Genomic DNA, 17224 nt, shown 5'->3' on the forward strand with positions numbered 1-17224 from the left:
AATCCTGGGCCAGCGGTGAGTTCTTATTCGAATTCGTGGTCAAAGGCCTTGTTACAGCCCAATTCCATTTGGAGCGGATAGTTGGAAGGCACCGGCATCCGGGCGTCGCATGAAACCCTCTGGCCTCTCGACGCCCTGTTGCTGCCCGATCATCTGATGAAGGTGAGCAGCGCCGGGAATTCAGTGCGGGCGATTGTAGATATGTAACGATTCATAAACCATGTCTCATCCCGAAATAATTTTTATCCGTTTCAGCAACAATCATTGACGATTTTTGTAAAAGTGCGACATCTTATCGAAATTGATTCTCAACAAAAACACCAAAAATAGTAGGCCTACCACGCGCAGTTCAGACAGTATCGACGGCTCTGCCTCCCCCCTCAGCGTTGCCCCAGCCCCCACCAAGCAAGGGCTCTGGCAAATCGCCGGGGCCTGTTAAAAGTGCCTGCTTGGGGTTGAGGGGCAAAAGTCGGGAGGCCGATTTGAACGACGCATTTCATTGCATCGATGCGCTCCAATCCGCACCCTTGAAATGCCTTGCGACACTCGCGCTGTGACAACATGTCGCACATGTGCAGCACCCGTTCTTGTCGCGCATCAAGGTCTTTTCGCCTGTCCTCTGAAATGCAAAACGCCCCGGTCCTCTGAACGAGGACCGGGGCGTTTTTTATGCGTTACCCAGAGAAGCGGCGTGTGACCTAGCGCAGTGGCCTGCGGTTACGCAAAGTCAGCAACGGCACCAACACCACCACCAGCACAAAAGCGATCAACGCCCATTGCGCAAGCGACAGGCCAAGAATTGGCGGGTACGGCGTTGAGCAGAAACCGTCGACCTGGAAGCCCAGTGGGAAGATCTTCGCCAGTGGCAGGCCATCGACAATCGGTTGCAGCACATCGATGCCACAGCTGACCGCCGGGTAAAACTGCGTGTAAACGTGATGCCCGGCGACGCCGACGCCCGCGAGGGCGCAGACCACCACCAGGGTTTCGAGCACCGTGATGCTGCGGCGGGTGCGCATTGCCGCGCCGATGAACGCAAAGATCGCGATCAGCAGCAAGGCATAGCGTTGCAGGATGCACAGCGGACACGGCGCTTCTCCGAGCGCGATTTGCATGTACAGCGCGCCCCCGATCAGTGCCAGGCAGATGATGCCCAACAGCACCAGATAACGCCGCTCTCGGCCCAACCGCATCGTTTCCTCGCTCATTACCTTTCCCTTCTGAATATCGATTGACCGGAAGTCTACACGCTGGCCCGGACCTTGGAGAGCCGGGGCGCATGGAATAGATGTCGGGGAATAAACGATAAGGTGGTTAAGAAGGGATTAACTGGCAACGCTCCAGTCCCATTGTAGGAGCGAGCTTGCTCGCGAAAAGCGCGAACGATAACGCGGGCATTCTGGATGCACGTGTTGACCGAACGTTTTTCGCGAGCAAGCTCGCTCCTACAGTTGGAATGGATGTCGAGGTGGCTCGCGAAGGGGTTGGTTCAGTCGCCGTAGATATCAGACTTGAAGTACTTGTCGGAAATCTTCTGGTACTCACCACTGGCGCGAATGCCGTCGATAGCGCTGTTCAACTGGCTTACCAGCTCGGTGTTGCCCTTGCGCACCGCGATCCCGGCGCCCTCGCCCACGTATTTCGGGTCCTTGAGCTCTGGCCCGACAAAGGCGTAACCCTTGCCACGCGGCATCGACAGGAAGTCATTCAGCGGGATGGTGTCGGCGAAAATCGCGTCGAGGCGACCGGCCGCCAGGTCCATGTAGATTTCTTCGTTGTTGCTGTAGCGCTTGACGTTGACGCCCTTAGGCTCGAACACCTCGGTGGCGAAGCGGTCGGTGGTGGTCGCCCGTTGCACGCCGACATTCTTGCCCTTGAGGCTGGCGTACTGGTCATCCACGGTTGCGCCTTCTTTCATCACCAGACGCGAGGAGGTGAAGTAGTACTTGTGGGTAAAATCCACCGACTTCTTGCGGTCTTCGTTGATGGTCATGGACGACAGCGCCATGTCGATTTTCTTCACTTTGAGGGAAGGAATCAGACCGTCGAACTCACCTTCGACCCAGACACATTTGACCTTCATCTGCGCGCACAGGGCATTGCCGATGTCGTAGTCGAAACCGACGATCTCACCCTTGTCAGTCTTCGACGCAAAGGGCGGGTACGCCGCTTCAATGCCGATGCGCAAGGTTTTCTCGGCGGCAAACAAAGTGCTGCACGCCAACAGGCTCAGGGCCAGACCGGTGATGAGGGGAAATTTCTTCATGTTCGTTCTCTCGCGGGTTGTTGTTGGTTTGGCAAGACAGAAGAAGAGCAGAAACGGGGAAGGCTTTTTTGTACTTATAATTCCATACTGGACTTTTATGTATTAATCGTCAATTGGAGGAAATGAAGATGTACGGGCCGGTGGTCGGGTGGTGGGTCAGGAAGGTATTGGGTGACGCGAATGACCCCATCGCGAGCAAGCTCGCTCCCACAGTTGATCTTCATGAACACAAATGCTGTGTAGGACGAAGATCTCCTGTGGGAGCGAGCTTGAACTGGTCAAGTAATTCTGGACACCAGTTACGGTTTTCATGCCGCCAATCTCTCCATAGCTACCGGCGACCGGTAATCGTTGTAGCTGTGGAGCCTGACGTTGTTGTAACGCATCACATAACGCTGAACATCCACGCGGGCTTCATGCTCCGAGCGGTAGCCGTCTTCGGGCACCCACTCTGACTTCAGGCTCCCAAAGAAACGCTCCATCGGGGCGTTGTCCCAGCACTCACCTTTACGACTCATGCTTTGCACAAGTCCATGCTTGCGCATCTCACTTCTGAATTTGTGGCTGGTGTATTGGCAGCCTTGATCGGAATGAAACAGCACCTCTTTCGGCCGGCCTCGCAATTCGACCGCCATTCGCAACGCTTCACAGGTCAGCGTGGCATCGGAAATCATTGAAAACGACCAGCCTACGATCCGGCGAGCAAACAGATCCAGAACCGCCGCGAAATACATCCAGCGCTTGCCGACCCTGATGTACGTCACATCGCCACACCACACCTGATTCATCGCCGTGACATCGAACTTGCGCTTGAGCACATGCGGCGCCACCAGCGCTTCTACGCCGGAAGATTTGTACTTGTGCCGCCTGCGTTGATGGCTGGCGACTCCGGCTTCGCGCATCAAGCTGCGAGCCATATGCCGCCCAACACGATGCCCCTTTGCTTGCAGCTCCTTGGAAAGGGTGCGACACCCAGCCGACGCTCTGGATTCCTTGTGATGCTCGACTAGCACGGCTTTAAGTTTCTCCCGCTCAGGCTTCACCTTACCTTGGCGCTGACGCCAGGCATAAAAGCTGCTGCGGTTGACTCCAAACGCCCGACAGCAATTGTTAACGCCGTACTGCTCGTCCAGCTCGTTGATCAGCGAAAATGATCTTTGGAGTCCAAAAGCAGGAGAGCACTGGCCTTTTTTAGGATTTCAATATCCAGGTCTTTCTGCCTGAGCAACGCCTTAAGCTGCTGAATCTCTCGCTGATCCGCGGTAATCGCCTTAGCGCCCTGCGGGGTCGAACCCAGGCGCTCTTTGCGAACCTGATCGACCCAACGGCGCAAGGCGGTAGGGCCGATATCCAGACTGGCACAGACTTCGGGAACTGACTGGCCCTCGTCCAGCACCATGCTGGCAGCCTTGAGCTTGAACTCACTGGAATAAGATTTACGCATATTCAAACACCTCAGATTTGGGCGCCATCATAACGCCCGATTGAAGTGTCCAAAATCATTAGGCCAGTTCAGCTTGCTCGCGAAGGCGTACTTGAATGCGCCACAGGAATTACGGCTTCCAGCGATCCGCCGCCGCATGATCACTGTCGCGCCCTTCCACCCAGCGCGCGCCGTCAGGGGTATTTTCCTTCTTCCAGAACGGCGCCCGGGTTTTCAGGTAATCCATCACAAACGCGCAGGCATCGAATGCCGCCTGGCGGTGGGCGCTGGCGGCGGCGACAAAGACGATCGGCTCGCCCGGCTCCAGGGCGCCAATGCGATGCAGCACTTCCAGTTTAAGTAGCGGCCAGCGCTGTTCGGCCTCTGCGGCGATTTTGCCGAGGGCTTTTTCGGTCATGCCCGGATAGTGTTCGAGGAACATACCGGCGACATCCTGCCCGTCATTGAAGTCGCGCACGTAGCCGACAAAACTCACCACCGCACCGACGCCGACGTTGGCGGCGTGCATGGCGTTGACTTCAGCGCCCGGATCGAACGCCGAGGCCTGCACACGAATCGCCATGGCTCAGCCCCCGGTTACGGTCGGAAAGAACGCCACTTCATCGCCGTCGCTCACTGGCTCGTCGAGTTGGCAGAGGTCTTCGTTGCGGGCGCACATCAGGTTCTGCTCGCTCAACACCTCGGCACCGTCACGCGCAGCCAACAGTGCCCGAACGTCATCGATGGTGGCGAAGTCGCCCTCGACCTTGACCGAATCCACGCCCAGCGCTTCTCGATAACGAGCGAAAAACCTCACGGTCAGGTTCATGACGGGTCCGCCTGATAATGGCCGCTCTTGCCACCGAGCTTCTCCAGCAGTCGCACGCTTTCGATGACCATGCCGCGATCCACAGCCTTGCACATGTCATAGATCGTCAGCGCCGCGACACTGGCAGCGGTGAGCGCTTCCATCTCGACGCCGGTCTGCCCCGACAGCTTGCAGCGCGCGACGATTCGGACCGAGTCATCGCCTTCGGCGCTCAGTTCGACTTTGACGCCGGTGAGCAACAGCGGGTGGCACAAGGGAATCAGGTCGCTGGTTTTCTTCGCCGCCTGAATGCCGGCGATACGCGCCACGGCGAACACATCACCTTTGGGATGGCCGCCACTGACGATCATCTGCAGGGTTTCGGGCAGCATGCGCACCAGCGCTTGAGCCGTCGCTTCACGGAAGGTCACGTCTTTTTCAGTGACGTCGACCATATTGGCGCGGCCTTGGGAATCGAGATGAGTCAGCACAGGTTTACTCCTGATCAAGAGCCTCGATTGTAAACCTGTGGGTCAAATTTCCGCACGTTTGATTTAAGCGCTGCCGCCCGCCTTTGTAGGAGCTGCCGAAGGCTGCGATCTTTTGATCTTCGACCTGAGCAACACGATCAAAAGATCAAAAGATCGCAGCCTTCGGCAGCTCCTACGGGGATTTGTGTGGGCATAAAAAAACGGGCGCCTTTTGGGCGCCCGATTTTAGTGAAGTGCTTACAAATGCGATTCGGCGTATTCGGCCAGGATCGAACGCGGCACCCCTTGCAGGGTGATGTGTACACCGTTAGGGAAATCCTTGAAGCGTTCAGTCAGGTAAGTCAGCCCGGAACTGGTCGCGGACAGGTAAGGGGTGTCGATCTGCGCCAGGTTGCCCAGGCACACCACTTTGGAACCGGCGCCGGCACGGGTGATGATGGTTTTCATCTGGTGCGGCGTGAGGTTCTGGCATTCATCGATCAAAATCAGGCTTTGCTGGAAGCTGCGACCTCGAATGTAATTGAGGGATTTGAACTGCAACGGCACTTTGCTGAGGATGTAATCGACGCTGCCATGGGTGTTTTCGTCATCCATGTGCAAGGCTTCGAGGTTGTCGGTAATGGCGCCCAGCCAAGGCTCCATTTTTTCCGCTTCGGTGCCGGGCAGGAAACCGATTTCCTGATCCAGGCCCTGCACGCTGCGCGTCGCAATGATCCGGCGATAACGTTTGCTGACCATGGTCTGCTCGATCGCCGCCGCCAGGGCGAGGATGGTTTTACCCGAACCGGCGGCACCGGTCAGATTGACCAGGTGGATATCCGGATCCAGCAAGGCGTACAGCGCCAGGCTCTGATAGATGTCACGTGGTTTCAGGCCCCAGGCTTCCTGGTGCAGCAGGGGTTCCTGATGCAGGTCGAGAATCAGCAGCTTGTCGTCCTCGATCTCCTTGATCCAGCCGACAAAGCCCTGCTCGTCGATGATGAACTCGTTGATGTGCACCGCTGGCAGGTTGTCGATCAGCTTCACCTGATGCCAGGTGCGGCCGTGATCCTGACGGGTATCGACATTGCTCACACGGTCCCAGAAGGAACCGTCCATGTTGTGATAACCGTTGGGCAGCAGCGAAACGTCATCAACCAGTTGATCGGTGCTGTAGTCCTCGGCCGCAATCCCGCACGCCCGGGCTTTGAGGCGCATGTTGATGTCTTTGGTGACCAGTACGACAGGCAGCTTGGGCTCGCGCGCATGCAGATCAATCAACTGATTGATGATGATGTTGTCGTTCAAGTGCTCGGGAAGAATGATGTTCGGCTCGGCACGCTTGCTCATCAGAATTGACAGCAAACCCTTGGGCCCACTTTTGCCACGCTGGATCGGCACACCCAGTTCAACGTCTTCAGGGCTGGCATCGCCCAGGGTTTTGTCGATCAGGCGAATCGCCTGACGGCATTCCGCAGCCACGCTGTGATGCCCGCTCTTGAGCTTGTCCAGCTCCTCAAGCACGGTCATCGGGATCGCGACGTGGTGTTCTTCGAAGTTAAGCAAGGCGTTTGGATCGTGAATCAATACGTTGGTATCGAGTACATAAAGGATTGGCTGGTTGGAGGAAGAACTACGTCCGTGATCATCCATACTCGGTCACCTTTGTGGGAGCCAGGCGACGCAATACCTTGACAGTGCTGCGCCTCGAAGTGACTGCCGAATTCACCCCGCACTACCAACAAAAAGCGCAATGCAAGTGAACTGCACACAAGGGGTCTTGGGAGACGCCACCTGTGTTGCAGGTTTCGGCGGTCTGTCTTCGTAATACTCCAAAACCCATGACAGAAAAAAGCACTTTGACGCTTTTTTGAAGTTTATTTTTCAGAGTGACGAATAGCCCTTGGCGTGCAGGCAATGTGCCGTTAAAGTCGGAAGTCCGCCTGCATCGAATTTCCTTCCAGAATCGCCCCGAACCCAATGTTTACGGGGTTTCCCGGGTTCAGCGAAACCCGTCCTGACAGTCTTCCCAACCGATCCCGCTGGCCGCCGTTTGCGTGATCAGCCAAGGCATCGCTGTTTTCACCGTCTCCTGCTTGATGTTGAAATTGATCACCCCGTGGCGCCATAACAGCATCAGGGTCAGCACCCGCTGCGCGCTCTGATTGCCCTTGAGCTTGCCGGCGCCGTCCTGGGCATCGATTTCCCACAGGGCGACCTGCAAGCCTTGTGAGCTGAAGAAGCCTTGCGCGTCCGCGCGACGCTGACCGTCTGGCGGGCGGAACAGCGGCACGTAGTTCTCCGGCAGTTTGCTTTTGACCAGTTCGGTGCTGCGTCGCACCGAGTCTTGCCAGTCTTGCCAGTGGCTGTGGGAGCGGAATTCCCAGCCTTGCACGCCGATGCACTGCGTGGAGTAAGTCGCCTGCAGGCTGGCCACCGAGCGCTCGCTCAAACGCGCCTGAATGTCCTTGCCGAGAACAAAAAAAGTGCCGGTCATGTTCGCCTTGCGCAGGTAATCAGTGACCCACTCAGTGTTGTCCGGCGCGGCATTGGCGGCACTGTCGAAGGTCAACAGAAACAGCCGGTCATGCATCGGCTCGCCGTTGCGCTCATAGTCGCCAAAACGATCGATTTCGCTGCTGGTTTGCGGAAACAGCGCGGCCTTGCGCAGTTGCTCGTCGAGGTATTGCGCGTGGAACAATCGGCTCGGCTCGGCCCACTTGACGTAGTAGCTGTCGTCGCTGACCTGGAACTTGGCGGCTTGCTGGCGCAGGGTGTCCATGTCCTCGACGAGAAAACAGAAAGAGGCATCCTGATCGCAGCTCTGCTGGGCGAAGTTGTAGTTGCTCAGCAAGCGCTGCCACATGCGTTGGCGCAACCGGTTGACCGACTCCAGGTTGATCGTGCGCAGGCCCAGTCGCTGGGCCAGGCCCGCTTCGTCCAGCGACTCGCTGGCCAGCAGGACACGGCTGAACATCAGAATCTCCGCCCGCGAGGCGACGTCGAACAGCGTCGGGGTGCCGAGCTGTTCTGGCCAGGTACTGCGATCGAGCGTGGCGACATCGCCCGGCGCCGCCATGGCACCCAGGCTCAACAGCCAGGCCGATAAAAGAAAAACGATACGCAATGGGATGTCTCCATAACAAAACCCGGGCGGCACTATATCGCGGGAAGATCAAAAGATCGCAGCCTCGCTTCGCTCGACAGCTCCTACCACCCGAATCCTCGCGATCTTGGCGCCAACCCCATCCCGTAGGAGCTGACGAGCGAAGCGAGGCTGCGATCTTGTTCCATGACACCACCGATCACCTATGACACCCATAGCTGGAGTCAACAAGAACAACCCCCTAGAATCGCCCCCACGATTAAAGGAGACGACTTCATGCTGATGGTGATTTCACCCGCCAAGACCCTCGATTACGAAACACCGCCGGCGACCCAGCGCTTCACCCAGCCGCAGTACCTCGACCATTCCCAGGAGCTGATCCAGCAATTGCGCGACCTGACGCCGGCGCAGATCAGCGAGCTGATGCACGTCTCCGACAAGATCGGCGGGCTAAACGCCGCGCGTTTCGGCAGCTGGACGCCCGCGTTCACCCCGGACAACGCCAAGCAGGCCCTGCTGGCTTTCAAAGGTGACGTCTATACCGGGCTGAATGCTCAAACCTTCAGCGAAGCGGACTTCGATTACGCCCAGCAGCACCTGCGCATGCTCTCCGGCCTTTATGGACTGCTGCGCCCACTGGACCTGATGCAACCCTATCGCCTGGAAATGGGCACCAAACTGCCCAACGCACGCGGCAAGGATTTGTATGCGTTCTGGGGTACGCGGATCAGTGAATGGCTGAACGAAGCCCTCGCCGATCAAGGCGATGACGTGCTGCTGAACCTGGCGTCCAACGAATATTTCTCGGCAGTGAAACGCAGCGCCCTGAATGCACGCATCATCAATACCGATTTCAAGGACCTGAAGAACGGCCAATACAAAATCATCAGCTTCTACGCGAAAAAGGCCCGCGGCATGATGAGCCGCTTTGTCATCGAAGAGCGCATCAACGACCCGGCCGCGCTCAAGCAGTTCGATGTTCAGGGCTATCGTTACAGCGCCGAGCAGTCAAAACCGGACAACCTGGTGTTCCTCCGCGACCACGCCCCGGAATAACGCACCGGTCTGGCGCACGACGTTGAATTGCCCGTCGTGCGCCCACGTCCGATCGTCCAACAATCCCCGCCCCAATCGCCAAGCTCTTGGCGTCAACAATTCAACAGTCATTTACCTAACTTTAGTTTCACTCGACTGCGATCATTTTTTTCAGTAGTGGCACTTAAAAATTTTCTCAGTAGTGGCACAAAACTATCTCGCTTGCTTATAACCCCGTGTATCAAGGGTGAAACAGCAAGTGCCATCAAATTGAAAGCAGTGCCATCTTTTTCAATATTTCAAGAAATTTCAAGAATCGCGATGGGCGGACAGGAACTATGTCCAAATGCGTAGCTCATACCACCGGTAACGATTATCTCTGAACATGTACGAGATAACTTACGCAGAGAAGTGATCCACCAAGCGAAGTTGTCACATTAACTTTGGCTAAATGATCCCTGATTTGGGCGATACCGGAAGGACAGGAGATAACGCACCATTACTTATCCCTACATGGCCAAGGCTGCGCCCCTATAAACGTGCTCTCCCGAGCACCCAACCGCTTGATTTACGGGCTATTGCCTGGCATTGAGCGCGCAAGACCCTTGCACGAATGACCTCTCACCAGAGGACTCGGCTGCATAACGGGGCACATCATAATAATAAGGCCTGGTTACGCACACCTTGAGTGCACTTATTTAGACACTCGGAACTTTGTATGCCTGCACGCGGTATTGCGGCGCCTGCCAGCTGCACTTCCGAATGCACTACGACTGCTGAACACCCTTAACTCCGGCCATGTAATGGCTGAATACAGTTTTGATTAACGAGAGGTAAATGCGATGCGCATCAGCATATTTGGTTTGGGTTACGTCGGTGCAGTCTGTGCCGGTTGCCTGTCTGCACGGGGCCATGACGTCGTTGGCGTCGATGTCGCCAAAGACAAGATCGACATGATCAATTCCGGCAAGTCGCCGATCGTTGAACCGGGTCTGGGCGAGCTTCTGGCCAAGGGTATCGAGACCGGCAAATTGCGCGGTACGACCAACTTCGCCGAAGCGATTCGCGACACCGACCTGTCGATGATCTGCGTCGGTACGCCGAGCAAGAAGAACGGCGATCTGGAACTCAACTACATCGAAGCGGTGTGCCGCGAGATTGGTTTTGTTCTGCGTGACAAGACCACCCGCCACACCATCGTAGTGCGCAGCACCGTTTTGCCGGGCACGGTCGCAAACGTTGTCATCCCGATTCTCGAAGACTGCTCCGGCAAGAAAGCCGGCGTTGACTTCGGTGTTGCGGTCAACCCTGAGTTCCTGCGTGAAAGCACCGCGATCGCCGACTACGACCTGCCTCCGATGACCGTCATCGGCGAATTCGACAAGGCCTCCGGTGATGTTCTGCAATCGCTGTACGAAGAACTCGACGCACCGATCATCCGCAAGGACATCGCCGTTGCCGAAATGATCAAGTACACCTGCAACGTGTGGCACGCCACCAAGGTGACCTTCGCCAACGAGATCGGCAACATCGCCAAGGCGTGCGGCGTCGATGGTCGCGAAGTGATGGAAGTGGTTTGCCAGGACAAGACCCTGAACCTGTCCCAGTACTACATGCGCCCAGGCTTCGCGTTCGGCGGCTCGTGCCTGCCGAAAGACGTTCGCGCCCTGACCTACCGCGCTGGCGCCCTGGACGTGGAATCGCCGCTGCTGAACTCGCTGATGCGCAGCAACGAATCCCAGGTGCAGAACGCCTTCGACATCGTTTCCAGCCACGACAAACGCAAAGTCGCCCTGCTGGGCCTGAGCTTCAAGGCCGGCACCGATGACCTGCGCGAAAGCCCGCTGGTTGATCTGGCAGAAATGCTGATCGGCAAAGGCTACGACCTGAGCATCTACGACGCCAACGTCGAATACGCCCGCGTCCACGGCGCGAATAAGGATTACATCGAGTCGAAGATTCCTCACGTCTCGTCCTTGCTCAACTCCAACTTCGACGAAGTGATCAACAACTCCGACGTGATCATCCTCGGCAACCGTGACGAGAAATTCCGCGCCTTGGCGCAGAACGCTCCGCACGGCAAGCAAGTGATCGACCTGGTGGGCTTCATGTCCAAAGCCACCAGCGTCAGCGGCCGCACCGAAGGCATCTGCTGGTAACACAGGAGCTGTGCGTCGCCGCGCTGTAACTGCGCGGCGACGCATTGCAACTGTGTGAACACGACGTAGGAGCTGCCGAGAGAAACGAGGCTGCGATCTTTCCGGGCTCAGTTGAATCCCAAGCGAAAGATCAAAAGATCGCAGCCTTCGGCAGCTCCTACAGGTTCACCGGTGACATTACGGTGTTTGTAAGCCTGCCTTAACCCCATCGGGCCACCCCACAGGCTCGCCCGAGATCGAGACGGATGCAGATTATGCACAGGCTAAAGCACGGCCTACTTCAGGCCGCCGGTTGGCTGTTTTACCTGATTTTATTGATGGGCCTCGCCATGGCGCTGCCTACGTCCACATTCGACGCCGAGTCGAAGGACTTTATTTTTCTGATCGGTTTCGTCGGTATCTGGCGTTACTCGATGGGTGCCACGCACTTTCTGCGCGGCATGCTGTTTCTGTACGTGGTCTACCCGCACCTGCGGCGCAAAGTGCGCAAGCTGGGTAAAGCGGCAGACCCGTCCCACGTGTTCCTGATGGTCACCAGTTTCCGCATCGACGCGCTGACCACCGCACAGGTCTACAGCTCGGTAATTCGCGAAGCGATCGACTGCGGCCTGCCGACCACTGTGGTCTGCTCGATCGTGGAAATGTCCGATGAACTGCTGGTGAAAAGCCTCTGGTCGCGGATGAATCCACCGGAGCGCGTCAAGCTCGACTTCGTGCGCATTCCCGGCACCGGCAAACGCGATGGCCTGGCTTATGGCTTCCGCGCGATCTCGCGGCACATGCCGGATGACCGTGCAGTGGTCGCCGTAGTCGATGGCGACACCGTGCTCGCCGAAGGCGTGGTACTCAAGACCGTGCCGTGGTTCCAGCTGTTCAGCAACGTCGGCGGCCTGACCACCAACGAGTTCTGCGAAGTGCGCGGCGGCTACATCATGAGCGAGTGGCACAAACTGCGCTTCGCCCAGCGCCACATCAACATGTGCTCGATGGCGTTGTCCAAGCGCGTATTGACCATGACCGGCCGCATGTCGGTGTTCCGCGCCACCGTGGTCACCGACCCGGACTTCATCGCCGACGTCGAAAGCGACTCGCTGCAACACTGGCGCCTGGGTCGCTTCAAGTTCCTGACCGGTGATGACAAGTCGAGCTGGTTCAGCCTGATGCGCCTGGGCTACGACACGTTCTACGTGCCGGACGCGGCGATCCACACCGTGGAACACCCGCCGGAAAAAAGCTTCATCAAGGCCAGTCGCAAACTGATGTTCCGCTGGTACGGCAACAACCTGCGCCAGAACGCTCGGGCACTGGGCCTGGGGATGAAACGCCTCGGTTTGTTCACCTCGGTGGTGCTGTTCGATCAGCGCGTGTCGATGTGGACATCACTGCTGGGCCTGACCGTGGCGATCATCGCGTCGTTCAAGTACGGCACCGCGTTCATCCTGGTTTACCTGCTGTGGATCGGCATCACCCGCCTGATCCTGACGCTGCTGCTGTCCTGCTCCGGTCACAAGATCGGCCCGGCCTACCCGGCGATTCTTTATTACAACCAGATCGTCGGCGCGCTGGTGAAGATCTACGTGTTCTTCCGCCTCGACCAACAATCCTGGACTCGCCAGGACACCAAACTGACCCGTGATCTCGCCAGCTTTCAACGTTGGTTCAACACTTGGTCGTCTCGGACCATGACCTTCTCCGCCGGCAGCATTTTTGTCGCCGTGCTGCTGATGATGGTCTGACCGCCCCCTTATTGAATTAACCAGGAAATCGCCCTTATGAATACCGCCGTCAACGCCAACGTAGTGCATGAATCTGAAGCCCAGCGCCAACACGCCCGAGTGAAAATCCCGGCCAAGCTGCGCTTCTTCGGTCCTGACCGGACCCCGGTTGAAGCCCGGGTACTCGACCTCTCCGCTGGCGGCCTGGCGTTCAACGCCGGTCAGCTGCCGCTGAAGGTCGGCGACGTACACAAGGCTCGCCTGCAATTCGTCATCGACAACCTCGGCTTGGCCATGGACGTGGAGCTGCAAGTGCGCTCCATCGACCGCCCGACCGGTCGTATCGGTTGCCAGTTCCAGAACCTGGAACCCCAAGACATTTCCACCCTGCGTCACCTGATCACCTCTCACCTGGCCGGCGACATCGTCAGCATGGGTGAAGTGCTGGCGACCCTGCAGCGCGACAACTTCACCAAGGCACGCAAGATGAAGGACGGCGGCCACGGCATGACCCCGTTCGGTCGTCTGCGTGCAGTGACGTTCAGCCTGGCGATTTTCCTCGTCGGCCTGGCGGCGTTCGGTTTCATTTTCAAGTCGGTGTACGGCATGTACTTCGTCAGCCACGCACAGGCCGGTCTGGTCAGCGTGCCGGGCATGAACATCACCATGCCGCGTGACGGCACCGTGCAGAGCCTGGTGAAAGCCGACGGCATCGCGGCCAAAGGCGCCCCGCTGGCGACCTTCAGCACCAGCATGCTCGACGTGCTCAAGGGTCATCTGGACGAAGACCAGTTGCAACCGGCCAAGGTTGAAGAACTGTTCGGCAAGCAAATGACCGGCACCCTGACCTCGCCGTGCGATTGCACCGTGGCGCAGCAAATGGTTGGCGACGGTCAGTACGCCAGCAAAGGCGACGTGATCTTCCAGCTGGTGCCGCGTAACAGCGAAGCCAACGTCGAAGCGCGCTTCACCTATCGCCAGTTCGCTGACGTGCTGCCAGGCAGTTCGGTGCGCTTCCAGATCGCCGGTGAAGACAAATCCCGCACCGGCAAGATCGTCAGCAGCACCAGCCTGAAAAGCGCCGACCTGTCGTCCGACATTCGCGTGCTGATCCAGCCTGACGAGCCGCTGGACAGCAAGTACGCCGGTCGCCCGGTTGAAGTGAACAGCGACCGTGGCCCGAACCTGAACTGGCTGATCGACAAAGCCATGGCTTCCGGTCTTTAAGCAGAGGACATGCCCGTGACCATTATCAGTCTCCTGAAAACGCCACGAACCCTGTGGGAGCGGGCTTGCCCGCGATGGGATCACTGCGGTGTTTCTGATAAACCGCATCAAGCGAATCGCTGGCAAGCCAGCTCCCACAGGGGTCATGTGGTGTGCGCACTGGCGTTGGCTATCAGCCTCAGCGGTTGCGTCGGCCTGCCCGACCAGCGTCTGGCCAATGAAGCGCTCAAGCGCGGCGACACCGCGCTGGCGCAGCAGAATTACAAGCAACTGGCCGACCTCGGTTACAGCGAAGCGCAAGTGGGCCTCGCCGATATCCAGGTCGACAGCCGCGACCCGGCGCAGGTCAAGCAGGCCGAGGCGACTTATCGCGCCGCGGCCGACGTCTCGCCGCGAGCGCAGGCTCGTCTGGGTCGCCTGTTGGTGGCCAAACCCGGCGCCACCGAAGCGGAACACCACGAAGCCGAAGGCCTGTTGAAAAAAGCCTCGGCCAATGGCGAAGGCAACACGCTGATCCCGCTGGCCATGCTGTACCTGCAATACCCGCACAGTTTCCCCAACGTCAACGCGCAACAGCAAATCAGCCAATGGCGCGCCGAAGGCAAACCGGAAGCCGGTCTGGCCCAGGTGCTGCTGTATCGCACCCAAGGCACTTACGACCAGCACCTGGACGAAGTCGAAACCATCTGCAAAGCCGCGCTGAACACCACCGACATCTGCTACGTCGAGCTGGCCACGGTTTATCAGAAACAAGCCAAACCAGAGCAGCAAGCCGAGCTGATCAAGCAGATGCAAGCGGCACACAGCCGCGGCACCGTTTCCGCTCAGCGCGTGGACAGTGTGGCGCGCGTACTCGGCGATGCAAGCCTGGGCAAGACCGACGAGAAAACCGCTCAGTCGCTGCTCGAAGACATCGCTCCGGGCTACCCCGCTTCGTGGGTCAGCCTCGCGCAATTGCTCTACGACTTCCCGGAACTCGGCGACGTCGACACGATGATGAAGTATCTCGACAACGGTCGCGCCGCTGACCAGCCGCGTGCCGAACTGTTGCTCGGCAAGCTGTACTACGAAGGCAAAATGGTGCCGGCCGACGCCAAGGCCGCTGAGGAACATTTCCAGAAAGCCGTCGGCAGAGAAGTCGCCGCCGATTACTACCTCGGCCAGATCTACCGCCGTGGTTACCTGGGCAAGGTTTACTCGCAGAAAGCCCTGGATCACTTGCTGACCGCTGCGCGCAACGGCCAGAACAGCGCCGACTTCGCCATCGCCCAGCTGTTTTCCCAAGGCAAGGGCACCAAGCCCAATCCGCTGAACGCCTACGTGTTCAGCCAATTGGCCAAGGCCCAGAACACTCCGCAAGCCACCGAGCTTGCACAAACACTTGAAGCCCAACTGCCGCCTGCCCAGCTCGCCGAGGCCCAACGCCTGTTGAAACAAGAACAGGCCGTTCGAGGTGCCTTGAGCCAGAACACGCTGGAACTGCACGCCCTGCAAGAAGAAGACGGCGAGGAATCCCTATGAAGCTCAATCCATTTGTGCAGGCCGGCATTGGTCTGACGTTCGCTTTGCTGTGGTCTTGCCCGACGCTGGCGGCATTGACCGACACCAAGAACTACGGTCTGGACGTGAAAATCACCGGCCAGTCCGAAGACGACCGTGACCTCGGCACCGCCAGTGGCGGCGACGTCAGCGGCGTCGGTCTCGACCTGCGTCCATGGGTCTATGGCGAGCGCGGCGCGTGGAGCGCCTACGCCATGGGTCAGGCCGTGACGGCCACCGACATCATCGAAACCGACACCTTGCAGCAGTCCGACAACGACCCGAATCAGACCACCGAAAACAGTGATCGCAAGACCAAGAAAAACTACCTGGCGATGCGTGAATTCTGGGTTGGCTACAGCGGCCTCACGCCGTACCCGGGCGAGCAGTTGAAGCTGGGCCGTCAACGTCTGCGCAATGACGACGGCCAATGGCGCGACACCAACATCGAAGCCCTGAACTGGACCTTCGACACCACCCTGCTGCGCGCCAACGTCGGTGTCGCCGAACGTTTCAGCGAATACCGCACCGACCTGAAAGAACTGGCGCCGAAGGACAAGGATCGCCTGCACGCCTACGCCGATGCGGCGTATCAGTGGACCCCGGGCAACTGGGTTGGCGTTCGCGGTCACCACACCCACGACGATGGCAAGCTCGATTATCCGGTGCCGGGCGAGCTCGGCGATTCCCTGGACAAGAAACAGAACGGTGACATCAGCTGGCTCGGCCTCACCGCTGACAGCGATGCGTATAACTATCGCAACACCAACACCGTCAACTACTGGGGCAGCATCACCGGTATGAGCGGCGACACCGACAAGGTGAATAACCTCAAGGCCGACGGCACCGCTCCCGATGAAGCCAAGCGCGGCGAAGACCTCAACGGCTGGGCCACCGATATCGGTGTGCGCCTGCGCCTCGATCCGCAATGGCAAGTCGGTGCCGCCTATGCCCGTGCCAGCGCCGACTACCAACAGAACGGCCTGGAAAGCAACCGTTCGAACTACACCGGTACCCGCTCGCGAGTGCATCGTTTCGGTGAAGCGTTCCGCGGTGAAACGAGCAACATGCAAACCGCTACGTTGTTCGGTTCGTGGATGCTCAACGACGAATACGACGCCAGTTTGATCTACCACAAATTCTGGCGCGTCGACAGCAACAAGCCGGTCGGCAGCAATGGCATCAATGCCGTCGATAACGAAACCGACGCCAACGACAACATCATCTCCAGCACCTCTCTGCAGCTGGAAGATGGCAAAAAAGACCTCGGTCAGGAAATGGACCTCGTGGTCACCAAATACTTCAAGCAAGGCCTGTTGCCTGCCGCGCTGAGCCAATCGATCGATGAGCCTTCGGCCCTCGTGCGTTTGCGTGGCGGTGTATTCAAGCCGGGCGATGCCTACGGCAAAGAAGTCGATTCGTACATGCACCGCGCGTTTGTCGACGTGATCTGGCGCTTCTGATGCGAACCGCGAA

15 protein-coding genes are annotated in these 17224 nt (G+C 58.2%); 6 read left to right on the forward strand and 9 right to left on the reverse strand.

What is annotated here, in order from left to right:
- Positions 1 to 698: 698 nt before the first annotated feature.
- The 9 genes from F8N62_RS06240 to F8N62_RS06275 all read right to left on the reverse strand — a co-directional run bounded on the left by F8N62_RS06240 (position 699) and on the right by F8N62_RS06275 (position 8094).
- Positions 699 to 1208, reverse strand: a complete 510-nt coding sequence (locus F8N62_RS06240) for a disulfide bond formation protein B (protein WP_150710123.1) — start codon at positions 1206 to 1208, stop codon at positions 699 to 701.
- A gap of 281 nt (positions 1209 to 1489) precedes the next feature.
- On the reverse strand, positions 1490 to 2266 hold the full coding sequence (locus F8N62_RS06245; protein WP_150710124.1) for an ABC transporter substrate-binding protein: 777 nt from the start codon (positions 2264 to 2266) through the stop codon (positions 1490 to 1492).
- A 308-nt stretch (positions 2267 to 2574) separates the two neighbouring features.
- Positions 2575 to 3411 carry an IS3 family transposase gene (locus F8N62_RS06250; protein WP_224791344.1) on the reverse strand — a complete coding sequence of 279 codons (837 nt, stop codon included), beginning with the start codon at positions 3409 to 3411 and terminating at the stop codon, positions 2575 to 2577.
- Positions 3408 to 3710 (reverse strand): transposase, encoded by a 303-nt coding sequence (locus F8N62_RS31740; protein ID WP_224791342.1) that lies wholly within the window; start codon positions 3708 to 3710, stop codon positions 3408 to 3410. Before F8N62_RS31740 ends, F8N62_RS06250 begins: the two co-directional genes overlap by 4 nt.
- A gap of 109 nt (positions 3711 to 3819) precedes the next feature.
- On the reverse strand, positions 3820 to 4272 hold the full coding sequence (moaE, locus tag F8N62_RS06255) for a molybdopterin synthase catalytic subunit MoaE (protein WP_150710125.1): 453 nt from the start codon (positions 4270 to 4272) through the stop codon (positions 3820 to 3822).
- 3 nt (positions 4273 to 4275) lie between these two features.
- A complete protein-coding gene (locus F8N62_RS06260; RefSeq protein ID WP_150710126.1) occupies positions 4276 to 4518 on the reverse strand; it encodes a MoaD/ThiS family protein in 243 nt (80 codons plus the stop codon).
- Complete coding sequence (moaC, locus tag F8N62_RS06265) at positions 4515 to 4988, reverse strand: cyclic pyranopterin monophosphate synthase MoaC (RefSeq protein WP_150710127.1); 474 nt, start codon at positions 4986 to 4988, stop codon at positions 4515 to 4517. Before moaC ends, F8N62_RS06260 begins: the two co-directional genes overlap by 4 nt.
- A gap of 237 nt (positions 4989 to 5225) precedes the next feature.
- Entirely contained in the window at positions 5226 to 6620 is a 1395-nt protein-coding gene (locus F8N62_RS06270; protein WP_150710128.1) for a PhoH family protein, read from the reverse strand.
- A gap of 349 nt (positions 6621 to 6969) precedes the next feature.
- On the reverse strand, positions 6970 to 8094 hold the full coding sequence (locus tag F8N62_RS06275) for a polysaccharide deacetylase family protein (protein ID WP_150710129.1): 1125 nt from the start codon (positions 8092 to 8094) through the stop codon (positions 6970 to 6972).
- A gap of 255 nt (positions 8095 to 8349) precedes the next feature.
- On the opposite strand from F8N62_RS06275, the gene yaaA reads away from it, so the two are divergent.
- From yaaA to F8N62_RS06305, 6 genes are all read left to right on the forward strand, one after another.
- Positions 8350 to 9129, forward strand: a complete 780-nt coding sequence (gene yaaA, locus F8N62_RS06280) for a peroxide stress protein YaaA (protein WP_150710130.1) — start codon at positions 8350 to 8352, stop codon at positions 9127 to 9129.
- A gap of 821 nt (positions 9130 to 9950) precedes the next feature.
- Positions 9951 to 11267 carry a nucleotide sugar dehydrogenase gene (locus F8N62_RS06285; protein WP_150710131.1) on the forward strand — a complete coding sequence of 439 codons (1317 nt, stop codon included), beginning with the start codon at positions 9951 to 9953 and terminating at the stop codon, positions 11265 to 11267.
- 254 nt (positions 11268 to 11521) lie between these two features.
- Entirely contained in the window at positions 11522 to 13003 is a 1482-nt protein-coding gene (gene alg8, locus F8N62_RS06290) for a mannuronan synthase (RefSeq protein ID WP_412071965.1), read from the forward strand.
- Positions 13004 to 13039: 36 nt separating this feature from the next.
- Entirely contained in the window at positions 13040 to 14209 is a 1170-nt protein-coding gene (locus F8N62_RS06295; protein WP_150710133.1) for an alginate biosynthesis protein Alg44, read from the forward strand.
- Between the two features lie 9 nt (positions 14210 to 14218).
- Positions 14219 to 15730 carry an alginate biosynthesis TPR repeat lipoprotein AlgK gene (gene algK / locus F8N62_RS06300; protein WP_150710134.1) on the forward strand — a complete coding sequence of 504 codons (1512 nt, stop codon included), beginning with the start codon at positions 14219 to 14221 and terminating at the stop codon, positions 15728 to 15730.
- Positions 15727 to 17211 (forward strand): alginate export family protein, encoded by a 1485-nt coding sequence (locus F8N62_RS06305; RefSeq protein WP_150710135.1) that lies wholly within the window; start codon positions 15727 to 15729, stop codon positions 17209 to 17211. The genes algK and F8N62_RS06305 overlap by 4 nt, the downstream gene beginning before the upstream one ends.
- Positions 17212 to 17224 lie beyond the last annotated feature (13 nt).

Source organism: Pseudomonas fluorescens (genome assembly GCF_902497785.1).
In the GTDB taxonomy this organism is placed as follows: domain Bacteria; phylum Pseudomonadota; class Gammaproteobacteria; order Pseudomonadales; family Pseudomonadaceae; genus Aquipseudomonas; species Aquipseudomonas fluorescens_BO.

What these genes read in the sequence shown, in the direction of transcription:
- F8N62_RS06240 (WP_150710123.1), bottom strand. Translation starts at nt 1,208, where the DNA reads ATGAGCGAGGAAACGATGCGGTTGGGCCGAGAGCGGCGTTATCTGGTG.
- F8N62_RS06245 (WP_150710124.1), bottom strand. Translation starts at nt 2,266, where the DNA reads ATGAAGAAATTTCCCCTCATCACCGGTCTGGCCCTGAGCCTGTTGGCG.
- F8N62_RS31740 (WP_224791342.1), bottom strand. Translation starts at nt 3,710, where the DNA reads ATGCGTAAATCTTATTCCAGTGAGTTCAAGCTCAAGGCTGCCAGCATG.
- moaE (WP_150710125.1), bottom strand. Translation starts at nt 4,272, where the DNA reads ATGGCGATTCGTGTGCAGGCCTCGGCGTTCGATCCGGGCGCTGAAGTC.
- F8N62_RS06260 (WP_150710126.1), bottom strand. Translation starts at nt 4,518, where the DNA reads ATGAACCTGACCGTGAGGTTTTTCGCTCGTTATCGAGAAGCGCTGGGC.
- F8N62_RS06270 (WP_150710128.1), bottom strand. Translation starts at nt 6,620, where the DNA reads ATGGATGATCACGGACGTAGTTCTTCCTCCAACCAGCCAATCCTTTAT.
- yaaA (WP_150710130.1), top strand. Translation starts at nt 8,350, where the DNA reads ATGCTGATGGTGATTTCACCCGCCAAGACCCTCGATTACGAAACACCG.
- F8N62_RS06285 (WP_150710131.1), top strand. Translation starts at nt 9,951, where the DNA reads ATGCGCATCAGCATATTTGGTTTGGGTTACGTCGGTGCAGTCTGTGCC.
- alg8 (WP_412071965.1), top strand. Translation starts at nt 11,522, where the DNA reads ATGCACAGGCTAAAGCACGGCCTACTTCAGGCCGCCGGTTGGCTGTTT.
- F8N62_RS06295 (WP_150710133.1), top strand. Translation starts at nt 13,040, where the DNA reads ATGAATACCGCCGTCAACGCCAACGTAGTGCATGAATCTGAAGCCCAG.
- algK (WP_150710134.1), top strand. Translation starts at nt 14,219, where the DNA reads ATGCCCGTGACCATTATCAGTCTCCTGAAAACGCCACGAACCCTGTGG.
- F8N62_RS06305 (WP_150710135.1), top strand. Translation starts at nt 15,727, where the DNA reads ATGAAGCTCAATCCATTTGTGCAGGCCGGCATTGGTCTGACGTTCGCT.